We start from the raw sequence: 11,776 nt of genomic DNA on the forward strand, positions 1-11,776 counted from the left end.
CATGGCGAAGATCGGGGCGCGGCAGGCGCTGGCGCATGCGAAGGAACTTCTCGATACGGTGCCGTTGGTCGACGGCCACAACGATCTGCCTTATTCCATCCGGCTCGATCCCGACGCCAAGGGCGATGTGCGCACCTATCGGCTCGACCGCAAACGCGCGGGCCGGGACACCGACATTCCGCGTCTCACGGCCGGCCAGGTCGGCGCGCAATTCTGGGCCGCCTACGTGCCTTACGACGAGGGGATGCCCGCGAGCTATGCGCTGCAGCAGATCGCGCTCGTGCGCGCCATGAACGCTCTGCATGACGATGTGTTCCTGGCGGCCACCAAGGCGTCGGACATTGCCAGGGCGAAACGGCAGAATAGAATCGCGAGCTTCGTCACGATCGAGAACGGCGCTGCGCTCGAAGGGCGGCTCGACACGCTGCAGGCCTTTTACGATCTCGGTGTGCGGCTGATAACCCTGTGCCACAACCACACGACCGATTGGTGCGACAGCGCCACCGACGCGCCGCGCCACAACGGCCTGAGCGATTTCGGCAAGCGTGTCATCGGCGAAATGAACCGGCTCGGCATGATCATCGATCTCGCCCATGTGTCGGATGCGGTGATGCATCAGGTGCTCGACCTGTCGAAGGCGCCCGTGGTGTGGTCGCATTCCAATGCGCGGCACTTGTGCAACCATCGCCGCAACGTGCCCGAGGACGTGCTCGACCGCGTGGCGCCGAACGGCGGCATCGTCATGGCGACATTCGTGCCCGATTTCATCTCGCAAAGATCGTTCGACTGGAGCAAGCCGCTGCGCGACGAATATGGCGCCGCTCGGCACGATCTCGAAGCCGACGCATTCGCCAAGCGGGAGCAAAAACTCGGAGCCTGGCCGCGCGGCAACTTAAGCGAATATTGCGACCACCTCGATTATTTGAGCGAGCGCATCGGCTTCGACCATATCGGCATCGGCTCCGACTTCTTCGGCGGGCCGCAGGGCGAAGGCCTCAAGGACGCGAGCTGCTTCCCTCACATCTTTGCCGAACTCATCCGGCGCGGCTGGTCCGACGCGAATTTGAAGAAGCTGGCAAGCGGCAATTTCCTCCGCGTCTTCCGGGCGGTGGAGGAGGCGCGTAGCGCCGGCTGAGGACGGCCTGCGAGAGATCCCATATGACCGCACAGCCGGCCCTCCCCGCTTGCCAAAGCGTTTGGACACATGCAGAGTGTTGGCAAAGACACTCGCAGCCTATGCCTCGGACTGATTAGGGCATAACGACTATAAATCCCGAGATGACATAGTGGCCTTTTCGTAGGCCGCAGCTTACGGTCGCCGGCATAAAATATTGCGCTATGGGGAGGCATGATAATGGGGAATCTCAATACGGAGCAGAAGAAAATCGTTTTCGCCTCCTTCCTGGGCTGGGCGCTCGATGCGTTCGATTTCTTTCTTCTGACCTTCGTTCTCAAGGATGTTGCGGCAACATTCGGCGTCGAAATTCATGACGTCGCCTATGCGCTTTTCCTGACCCTCGCGACGCGCTTTGTCGGCGCCTTCATCTTCGGACGGCTGGGCGACAGATTCGGGCGCAAGCCCATTCTGATGCTGGATATATTATGCTATTCGATCCTGGGTGCGGCGGCTGCCTTCGCCCCAAGCCTGACCGTCTTTCTTGTCTTGCGGGCCTTGTTCGGCGTCGCGATGGGCGGCGAGTGGGGCCTTGGCTCTTCGCTCGCGATGGAATCGATCTCGCCGCAGTCGCGCGGCCTCGTCTCCGGCATTTTGCAATGCGGCTATCCGGCTGGCTTTCTTCTCGCGTCGATCGTTTATGGACTTTTTTACAATACGAGTCTCTTCGGCTACGTGATCGATTGGCGCGGCCTCTTCCTCTTCAGTATCATTCCGGCTCTCCTGGTTCTGTTCATCCGCCAGCACGTTCCGGAATCGCCAGCCTTCATCGAGGCTCAGAAGACCGAAAAGCCGCCGTTCCTCGCGACATTGGCCAGCCATTGGCAACTTGTGCTTTACGCCACCATCCTGATGATGGCGTTCAATATGTTCAGCCACGGCAGCCAGGATCTTTACGCGACCTTCCTGCAGAAGCAGCACGACTTTGATCAGCATACGGTCAGCATCTTGACGATCGTCGCCAATTTGGGCGCGATTACCGGCGGGTTGGTATTCGGTGCACTGTCCGAACGCATCGGGCGCGCCAACGCGATCACCCTCGCCGCGCTCATCGCTCTGCCCGCCATTCCCTTGTGGGCCTATGGCTCAACGCCGGTCTTACTCGCAATCGGTGCTTTTGTGATGCAGATCAGCGTGCAAGGCGCGTGGGGCGTCATTCCCGCGCATCTCAACGAGCTTTTTCCGAGCGCGGTGCGCGCGACGCTGCCCGGTTTCATCTATCAGCTCGGCAATTTCCTTGCGTCCTACAACGGTCCCTACCAGGCCAAGCTCGCGGAGCAGACTTCGTTCTCCTACGCCCTTGCCGTCGTCATCGGTATCGTTGCGATCGTCGTCGCGGTCTTCATCCGCTTCACGCCGGAGCGGCGCGGCGAGGTGATCACCGCCGTTACGTGAGGCGCGCGGCGACGCCGCTCTCACAGCGGAATGTTGTCGTGCTTCTTCCAGGGGTTCTCGAGTTCCTTGTCGCGCAGCAACGCCAGCGCGCGAGCAACCCGCTTGCGCGTTGAATGCGGCATGATCACTTCGTCGATGAACCCCTTTTCCGCCGCCACGAAAGGCGACAGGAACCGGTCTTCGTAATTCTTGGTTTGCGCGGCAATCTTGTCCGGGTCGCCCATGTCGGCGCGGAAGATGATTTCCACCGCGCCCTTCGCGCCCATCACGGCGATTTGCGCCGTGGGCCAGGCGTAGTTGACATCGCCGCGCAAATGTTTCGAGGCCATCACGTCATATGCGCCGCCAAAGGCCTTGCGCGTGATGACCGTGACTTTCGGCACTGTCGCCTCGGCATAGGCGAACAGCAATTTCGCACCATGCTTGATCAAGCCGCCATATTCCTGCGCGGTGCCGGGGAGGAAGCCGGGCACGTCGACGAAGGTCACGATCGGAATGTTGAAGCAATCGCAGAAGCGCACGAACCGCGCGGCCTTGCGCGACGCATCCGAATCGAGCACACCCGCCAGCACCATGGGCTGATTGGCGACGATGCCGACTGTGCGCCCCTCGAGACGGCCAAAGCCGGTCACGATATTCCTGGCATGCGCTTCCTGAATCTCGAAGAAATCGCCCTCGTCCAGAATCTTCGTCACGAGCTCCTTGACGTCATAGGGCTTGTTCGGATTTTCCGGCACGATCGTATCGAGCGACATGTCGATGCGCGTCGAATCGTCGAAGCTCGGCCATTCCGGCACGTCGTCAGTGTTGCTGGCGGGGAGGAAATCGATCAGGCGGCGCATCTGCAGCAGCGCTTCGACGTCATTGTCATAGGCGCGATCGGCCACCGAGCTCTTCGTCGTATGCACCGATGCGCCGCCGAGTTCTTCCGACGTCACGGTTTCGTTCGTCACGGTTTTCACCACGTCGGGACCGGTCACGAACATGTACGACGTGTCGCGCACCATGAAGATGAAATCGGTCATCGCCGGCGAATAGACGTCGCCCCCCGCGCAGGGCCCCATGATGAGCGAGATTTGCGGGATCACGCCCGAGGCGAGCACGTTGCGCTGAAACACTTCGCCATAGCCGCCAAGCGCCGCGACGCCTTCTTGAATGCGCGCGCCGCCCGCATCGAACAGGCCGATGATCGGCGCCCGATTCTTTAGCGCCATGTCCTGAACCTTGGTGATTTTCTGCGCATGGGTTTCGGAGAGCGAGCCGCCGAACACCGTGAAATCCTTGGCGAAGACGAAAACCTTGCGGCCGTTGACCGTGCCCCACCCGGTCACGACGCCGTCACCGGGGATCTTGTCCTGCTTGTCCATGCCGAAATCGACGCAGCGGTGCTGCACGAACATATCGAATTCTTCGAACGAGCCGTGATCCATCAGCAATTCGATGCGCTCCCGCGCTGTCAGCTTGCCGCGCGCGTGTTGCGCCTCGATCCGCTTTTGGCCGCCGCCCAAACGAGCCTGGCTGCGGCGCTCTTCCAAAGCCTCCAAAATATGTTTCATGCAACTCGGCCCCCTACCCGGCGCGCTTTTCCTCATCCTCAAGATCGCAGCTGTAACATGGCGGTGGGCCAGCGAATAGAGAGCAGCAAAGCGTCTCGGTGAAGGCGTGTTGATCGAACCTCGAGACGGTTCAGCAGGCATTCACATCGATTCTCGCATAGTCCCATCATCAAAGCGCACCGCCCTTCACCCCGACGGCACCTGCGGCGCGCTTCGCCTGTGGAGACCATTATGCTGGCCAAATTGCAGTCCAACCGCATTCTGTCGAAAGTTCTCGTTGCGTCCGTTCTTTTCAGCCTTGGGCTCGGCCTTGCTGAGGCCCAACCCGTCGTCATCATGGAACGGCCGATGCCAGCCGTCAGGGTGGAAGTCGTGCCGCCTCCACCGCGCGTCGGCGTGTCGTGGGTTCCGGGCCATTGGGTCTGGCGCGGCGGCGCTTGGTTCTGGGCGCGCGGCCATTATGTCGAAGGCGTGGTGCCGCCGATGCCCGTCGAAGTGGTCGAAACGCGCCCGGTCGCCCCTTCGCCGGCGCATTTCTGGGTGAAGGGTCATTGGGACTGGGAAGGCGGCCAATGGATCTGGCATCCGGGCGTTTGGATTCGCCGCTAGGCTACGGACTGTCGTGCGCAACGACCAACAAGAGCCTTCTCTCCGGATGGCTGGGAGGAGGCTTTAATCTATATCAAAGGCACAGCGTCGCCGCGTGGAAATCCTGCCAGCGGCGCTCGCGCCGCGCCTTGGCTTCGGCATCCTCGCCCCAGGCGCGGATCTGAAAATCCTCGTCCACATGGGCTGCGGCCCAAGCCTGCTCGGCGCTCCGCGTGCCATGTCGCAGGGTCAGCGCGATCAGCGCCGAGCCGGTGAGCGTGGTTGCGACCGAAAGGGCGGCGAGACGCAAGGGATCGGTGATCGATGCAACCTCGGCCTCGACCGCTGCCAGAGCCGCCGGATCCTGCATCACGAACATCACCCCCTCGGCGAGATTGAAACGCACGCCGAGTTTCTGACGGACGATCGCCAAGATCGGGTCCCACGCCGCGCTCTGGGCCTGCGCCAGGGCGTCGGGCTCGCCAGCTCGATAGCACAGCAGATCGGACCCTGCATATTTGACGATTTCGGCGCGCACATCCGCCATCGTCGCGGCAACGCCGTCGAGCGCGGAATTGACGAGCCGGGTCAAGGGCATGGTGGCAGGATCGATATACTCCTCCTGCCGATTCCATTCGGCGGCGATGAGATCGGCAATGTCCGGCCGCGCGACGTCGAGACGCTTGCGCTGCGGCGTCAACGCCGGCTTGCCGTCAAGCAGCAGCGCGAATAGCCCGTCCTCGGCCCGTGTCGATGCGGTGCTGTAGAAGCGCTTTGGCAGGTTCTTGCGCAGGTCGCGGCGCGCCAGCGCGATCGGATCGACGGCTTCATCGCGCAGGGGCAGCAAATCGCGGCTCAAATCCTCTCGCATCACATGCACCTTTTCATGCGGCGAGCAGCGCCGCCAATTCGTCGAATGTTTCGACAATGTCGTGGGCGCCGGCGGCGCGCAACGCATCGGGCTCATGATAGCCCCAGGCCACGCCGATCGCCTGGACTCCGGCGGCACGGGCCATCGCCATATCATAGGACGTATCGCCGATCATCGCTGTCCCGCTCGGCGCTATGCCGGTCGCTTGCAATGCGTGCAAGATCATCGCCGGCGCGGGCTTTGACGGCGCATCCTCCGCCGTCTGAATCGTGGCAAAGCATCGCTCCCAACCATATTGCGCCAAAATCCGCGCGACGCCGCGGCGAGAATTGCCCGTGGCAATGCCGAGCGTGGCATCCGGCGCGGCGGACAATCGGTCGATGAGTTCCGCCGCTCCGGCGAAAAGCTCGTGGCCCGCACCCGCCGCCAGGAGTCGCGTCCACGCCGCCTTGTAGGCCGCACCCATCTCTTCATAAGGCGCCTCGGCGCCCGCCAACATACGAAAGTTCTCCGGTACCGAAAGGCCGACGGCGCCAAGCAACTCGGCGCGCGGCGGTGCCGGCCACCCCACGGCAGCAAACGCCTCGCGCTTGGCAGCCACAATCATCTCGGCGCTGTTGATCAGCGTGCCGTCGAGATCGAAAATTACCAGACGCAACGGTGCAACCCTATCGCCACGGCCTATGGCTTCTTCCGCTGCGCTGCACATTCGCGCACATAGTCGTTCAGCGCATTCAAATTGGCGATTCCCTTGGCGCGGCCTTGCTCGCGGCAAGTCACGCGCTCGGCCCGTTCGGCCGCCTCGTGCTCGAAACATTGCTTCATATAGGCGCGGTACTCGCTGCCACCCAAATTCTTATTGCGCTCGAGCTTCTCGCAATTGTGCCGGATCCGTCGCGCGCGATATTTCGACAGCGAAACTTTGGGTGCGAGAGCGGCCGTCGCAGGCGTGCCGGGCGGCGTTTGCGCGGCCACGGGTTCGGCGAGCGCGCAGCACGCAATCAAGGCCGTTATGAACATCTTATGCACGCTCAACCTCCGGATACCCGTTGCGCCGATCGCATGACCGGCGCGCCACTCATTCCTCGGGCGCCCCCATGATCGGATCGTCCTGCTTGACGTCGAATCCGAACATATCCCAGCTCTTTTGCATATGCGAGGGAAGCGGCGCTGTCACGTCAAGAATGCCGCCCTTGGGATGCGGCAAAATCAGGCGGCGCGCCAGGAGGTGGAGCTTTTGCTCGATTCCGGGCGGCAGGGCCTGCAACGGGTCGGTGCGCTTCGGATCGGTTGCCGCGCGGCGCACGCCATATTTGGGGTCGCCGACAATCGGATGGCCGATCGCCTCGGTATGGGCGCGCAATTGATGGGTGCGGCCGGTGATCGGCTTCATCGACAGCCAAGCGAGGCGCGAGGCGACCTTGTCGACCACGGTATAATAAGTGATCGAATGTTGCGCATCCTCTTCGCCGTGTTTGGCGACGCGCATGCGCTCGAATTCGGCCCGCTCGCCCGGTTTGCGCGGACCACGGGCATCGCCCATCCCCTCGCCTTTCGCCAGAAACAGCGAAATGCGCCCCTGCATCGGGCGCGGCACGCCCTCGACCAACGCCCAGTAGATTTTGCGCGCCTGTCGCGAGCGAAAAATTTCGCCAAGATCCGCCGCCATGCGGCGCGATTTCGCGATCAGGAGCACCCCGGATGTGTCGCGGTCGAGCCGATGCACCAGGCGCGGCCGCTCGCCGTCGGCATTGGCGAGCGCCTCCAGCATGCCGTCGATATGGCGCGTCATGCCCGAGCCGCCCTGCACCGCGAGGCCGTAGGGCTTGTTGAGCACCATCAGATATTTGTCCTCGAACAGAACCATATCCTTGATGGCGTTGAGATCCGAGGTGGACGGCGCGCGTTTGACCGCCGGTGCGGCCGGAGCGTCCAGCTTCAACGGCGGGACGCGCAATTTTGCGCCTGCATGGACCCGAGTCGAGGTCTCGACGCGCTTGCCGTCGAGGCGCACCTCGCCCTTGCGGCAAATCTTGGCGAGATGGGACAAAGCGAGATCCGGCAGCCGGCGTTTGAACCAGCGGTCGATCCGCATGCCATCCTCGTCCTCGGTCACCTCGAGAATCTGCACGGCGCTCGTCGAACCAAGCGGCTCGGCAGTCTGCTTGGCGGCGGGCGTCTTTGCACCGGATTTCGCTTTCGCGGCGCCGCGCGCTGGCCGGATCGATTTCATGATAGCGCCCGCACGAAACTCAAGCCTGCGACCAGCGCAAGCAGGGAGATGAAGACCGAGCTAGTCACGTAGAGCACCGCATAGCCGATCTGCCCGCGTTCCCATAGCAAAATGCTATCGAGCGAAAAAGCCGAAAACGTGGTGAACCCGCCAAGAATGCCCGTCATGAGCAGAAGCCGGCCCTGCTGCGTCCAGGCAACGCCGGCGCGAAAGGCGAAATAACCGGCCAGCAAGCCCATCACCAGCGAGCCGACGATATTGACTGTGTAGGTGCCCCAGGGCCAGCCGGTCCCGAGCCATTTGGCGGCATAAACATTGACGAGATGCCGGAAAACCGAGCCGACACCGCCGCCGAAAAACACGATAAGAATTGCTTGCATCTTTAAGCCTGCGAAGGAACGCCACGCGCGCCGCCTTCGCGCATATCAGAATTGATCACATCAACGCAATCGCGCGGCTTAGGTTCCGTATTTCGGCCCGCTGCCGCGAAGGCAACGCCCCTCATCAGACACCCGATTCGGTTTGGCGAGAGTTTATTTGGCGAGAAAATACACATAGAAAACACATACTTAAGCCTATCAGCTTGTGGCTGCCTGCAGAATAGGCACTCGATCGTTGCCGAAATGCCACAGCCTCTCAGAACCCGATGTCAGATTCACCCGAAAGGGCTGTGCCGCTCGCACAATGTTACGAAACTGTAATTTTGGACACATAATGGGTCAGTAGACCCAATACGGGTGTTCCTTCGGGGATTCAGGCCACCTGGCCGGAACAACAAAACAATACGGGGTTTTCAGATGCGGGGTTTTCTTAAATATGGTGCGGCGGCTCTTGCAGTCGTTGGAGCGTCGGGCGCTTATGCCGCCGACCTGCCTTCCAAAAAGGCCGCGCCGGCCGAGTACGTCAAAGTCTGCTCGGTGCATGGCACCGGCTACTTTTATATTCCCGGCACCGACACCTGCTTGCAGATCGGTGGTTATGTCCGCGTCACCTATATCGGCATGAATGTCGGCAACACGGCAACCTTGACCTATAAGGGCCCCTCGGGCGTTACGCCGCAATCGTCGCACGCCCAGAATGCGACGGGCTTTTCGCTCCGCGCCGTGACGACCTTCGATGCGCGCACCACGACCGCCTACGGCACGCTGCGCTCCTACATGAAGTTTTACATGGCAAACACGAGCGGCGCCAACCCGCTGGGATACAGCCTCTCCTCGCCTTTCTCGGTCAAGTTCGGCTTCGTTCAATGGGCAGGCATCACGGCCGGTCGCGCGCAGTCGATGTTTGACTTCTATGCCGACGACCTTGGCCAGGACGACGTCCGCGGCCCGGATAAAACCGTGAACATGCTGGCCTACACGGCCACCTTCGGCAACGGTTTCTCGGCAACCTTGGCGATCGAAGATTCGCAGTCCACCGGCACGGTGCCGGCGCTGACCACTGCGACCAACACTGTTTCCGCCTATTCCTATGAGGGAACACGCCAACCTGACGTCATTGCCAACGTGCGCGTCGACCAATCGTGGGGCGCTGCGCAACTGTCCGGCATCTACAATGATCAGAACGTGTTGGCTTCGTCGGATCTCGGCGCCTTCCACAAGAGCGCCTCCGGTTGGGGCGTGCTCGGCGGCGTCCAGATCAAGCTGCCGATGATCGCACCTGGCGATGTGCTGTGGCTCCAGAGCGCTTACATGCACGGCATTCTCTCCCGTCAGACTCAGGGCAACCCGCGCGGCTGGCAATATTCGGGCAGCAGCCAATCGAACGGATACGGCAGCCAAAAGGGCTGGATCGTGTCGGACTACGAGACATTGGTCGTCAACAACAGCGTGAAGATGCCGACGTCCTACAGCGCCGTCCTCGCGTTCAAGCACAATTGGTCTGCACAATGGGCCAGCAGCTTGGAAGCCAGCTATTTGAACGTGAGATATCCGTCCGCTGTCACTGGCGGCGCCAAGACCAAGGCGCTCACGTCCAACTGGAACGAATGGCGCGTTGGTGGCGGCTTGTACTGGATGCCGGTCACCGGCCTGACCATCGGCGCCGATCTCTATTACACTCGCCTCGACCAGAAGGCGCCGATCTACAACGGTGTTGCGTTCACGGGCGCAGGTACAGGTCTCGGCTTCAAGAAGATCAACAACGGCTACGAAGGCCTGCTGCGCGTGCAGCGCAACTTCTGATCTGATCTATGCTCGGAGCGCGACGCCGGTCGCCGCGCTCCGAATCCCCTTTTCGCACTTCTACCAGGAAGCGAGATCGGCGGACATTTGTGATTCGAATTGAAAAGAGCGGGACGCGGCCAATCCGGATAAAGTGAACTACACCACAAAGACACATTTAAGGTCTTAAGACCCATTTTGGCTCCAAAAATTGTCGGGCCGAACCGGCGACTGTTGCATCGGCGCAACGGGCGGCTGGAACATGCCGTCACAATTGGCCCAATCGTGCCCATGCCTTGCCAGCTGTTACCAAACTGTCATCTAGTCGACCTAGACGGGTTGTGAGCGTTCGTGCGGGGGCATCGGCACCGCGGGAAACGCGGCCGAACCGGCCTACGAATTTAACAAAAAAGGGTCTTCTGATGCGGTGTTTTCTGAAATGCGGCGTAGCCGCTCTGGTCGCGATTGGGGCCTCGGGTGCCTATGCGGCCGATCTGCCTTCCAAGAAGGCCGCGCCGGCCGAATATGTCAAAATCTGCTCGGCTTATGGCGCCGGCTATTTCTACATTCCTGGCACTGACACCTGCTTGAAGATCGGCGGCTATCTCCGTGCGGTTTTCGAAGGCGTAAGCGTCGGTAATCAGGGAACTTTGACACCCTATAAGGCAGGCATTGCTTCCAAGAGCGCGGCAACGGCAGCAACGGTCGTGTCCGGCCGCAGCCTGAATGCCACCGGCTTCAATACGCGCGTCCAGCTCACTTTTGACGCCCGCACCGCAACCGCGTATGGCACGTTGCGTTCGTACATGGCCCTGCGCTTGCACCAGAACGATGGCGCCAACATTTTGTATTGGACGGCGCCGAATCCTGGCGTTCAGCTTAAATATGGCTTCGTTCAGTGGGCTGGCTTGACCGCCGGTGTTGCGGAATCGAATTTCGACTTCTTTGCCGATGCGATCGGCATCAACGATATGCGCATTCCGGATAAGACCGTGAGCCAATTGGCCTACACGGCAACGTTCGGCAACGGGTTCTCGGCAACCCTGGCCGTTGAAGATGGCACGGCTCGCCAGACAAACAGCACGATCCCCTTCTACACAGGCTCGACCGCTTCAGTCACCGCGGGCGGCTATGTCGGCACCCGTCAGCCTGACGTCGTCGGCACCTTGCGCTACGATCAATCCTGGGGTGCGGTACAAGTCTCTGGTCTTTATCACAACAACGACGCGGAAGTGAGCTCGTCCATCGGCGCGGCTCACAAGGACGCAAGCGGCTGGGGCGGCAAGGCCGGCCTCGATCTGAAGCTGCCGCAAGTCGCGCCTGGCGACGAGCTGTGGCTCGAAGGCAACTGGACGAAGGGCTTCCTGAAGACCATCACCCAGGGATCGCCGCGCGGCTGGGACGGCCAAAAGGGCTGGATCTTCCCCGATTACGACGTGATCATCTTCAACAACAGCGTGAAAGAGCCGACCGCTTGGAATGCTCTCGTCGCGTATCAACACTATTGGTCGGCACAATGGGCATCGAACATCCGGGCTGACTATTTGAACGTCAAATATCCGTCCTCGGTCACCGGCAATGCGACGACCCCGACGATTGCCACCAACTGGAACGAATGGCGCGTTGCTCTGGGCGCCGACTGGATCCCGATCAAGGGCCTGGACCTGGGCCTGGAAGGCATCTGGACCCGTCTCGACCAGAAGGCACCCTTCGGCTTCACTGGCGTTCCTGGTCTGCCCTTCAAAAAGGTCACGAACAGCTATGAAGGCTTGTTCCAAGTGCGCCGCGATTTCTAAG

The 11,776-nt window shown here is 61.2% G+C and carries 11 protein-coding genes; 5 read left to right on the plus strand and 6 right to left on the minus strand.

Annotated features, from left to right (window positions below; all coding sequences use genetic code 11):
• Position 1 precedes the first annotated feature (1 nt).
• Together V9T28_RS11575 and V9T28_RS11580 are read left to right on the plus strand one after the other, a co-directional pair.
• Positions 2–1,135, plus strand: coding sequence for a dipeptidase (locus V9T28_RS11575; RefSeq protein ID WP_116399098.1), 1,134 nt, complete (start codon positions 2–4; stop codon positions 1,133–1,135).
• Between the two features lie 219 nt (positions 1,136–1,354).
• On the plus strand, positions 1,355–2,569 hold the full coding sequence (locus V9T28_RS11580) for an MFS transporter (RefSeq protein ID WP_116399099.1): 1,215 nt from the start codon (positions 1,355–1,357) through the stop codon (positions 2,567–2,569).
• A gap of 20 nt (positions 2,570–2,589) precedes the next feature.
• On the opposite strand, the gene V9T28_RS11585 is transcribed toward V9T28_RS11580, so the two are convergent.
• Positions 2,590–4,125 carry an acyl-CoA carboxylase subunit beta gene (locus V9T28_RS11585; protein ID WP_116399100.1) on the minus strand — a complete coding sequence of 512 codons (1,536 nt, stop codon included), beginning with the start codon at positions 4,123–4,125 and terminating at the stop codon, positions 2,590–2,592.
• 231 nt (positions 4,126–4,356) lie between these two features.
• On the opposite strand from V9T28_RS11585, the gene V9T28_RS11590 reads away from it, so the two are divergent.
• Complete coding sequence (locus V9T28_RS11590; protein WP_116399101.1) at positions 4,357–4,734, plus strand: YXWGXW repeat-containing protein; 378 nt, start codon at positions 4,357–4,359, stop codon at positions 4,732–4,734.
• A gap of 73 nt (positions 4,735–4,807) precedes the next feature.
• Here the strand turns inward: V9T28_RS11590 and V9T28_RS11595 are convergent, their stop codons facing one another.
• From V9T28_RS11595 to crcB, 5 genes are all read right to left on the minus strand, one after another.
• Positions 4,808–5,680 (minus strand): ATP12 family chaperone protein, encoded by an 873-nt coding sequence (locus V9T28_RS11595; protein ID WP_245423883.1) that lies wholly within the window; start codon positions 5,678–5,680, stop codon positions 4,808–4,810.
• The gene (locus V9T28_RS11600; protein WP_116399103.1) at positions 5,598–6,242 is read right to left on the minus strand and encodes an HAD family hydrolase; all 645 of its coding nucleotides are present in this window, start codon (positions 6,240–6,242) and stop codon (positions 5,598–5,600) included. The genes V9T28_RS11595 and V9T28_RS11600 overlap by 83 nt, the downstream gene beginning before the upstream one ends.
• A 23-nt stretch (positions 6,243–6,265) precedes the next feature.
• Entirely contained in the window at positions 6,266–6,613 is a 348-nt protein-coding gene (locus V9T28_RS11605) for a hypothetical protein (RefSeq protein ID WP_147306383.1), read from the minus strand.
• A 49-nt stretch (positions 6,614–6,662) separates the two neighbouring features.
• Positions 6,663–7,679, minus strand: coding sequence for an RluA family pseudouridine synthase (locus V9T28_RS11610; protein WP_245423992.1), 1,017 nt, complete (start codon positions 7,677–7,679; stop codon positions 6,663–6,665).
• A gap of 134 nt (positions 7,680–7,813) precedes the next feature.
• Positions 7,814–8,197, minus strand: coding sequence for a fluoride efflux transporter CrcB (crcB, locus tag V9T28_RS11615; protein ID WP_116399106.1), 384 nt, complete (start codon positions 8,195–8,197; stop codon positions 7,814–7,816).
• Between the two features lie 417 nt (positions 8,198–8,614).
• On the opposite strand from crcB, the gene V9T28_RS11620 reads away from it, so the two are divergent.
• Positions 8,615–10,000 (plus strand): porin, encoded by a 1,386-nt coding sequence (locus V9T28_RS11620; RefSeq protein WP_116399107.1) that lies wholly within the window; start codon positions 8,615–8,617, stop codon positions 9,998–10,000.
• 401 nt (positions 10,001–10,401) lie between these two features.
• Complete coding sequence (locus V9T28_RS11625) at positions 10,402–11,775, plus strand: porin (protein WP_116399108.1); 1,374 nt, start codon at positions 10,402–10,404, stop codon at positions 11,773–11,775.
• The last annotated feature ends 1 nt before the right edge of the window (position 11,776 follow it).

It is taken from the genome of Methylovirgula sp. 4M-Z18 (assembly GCF_037890675.1).
Classification (GTDB): Bacteria; Pseudomonadota; Alphaproteobacteria; order Rhizobiales; family Beijerinckiaceae; genus 4M-Z18.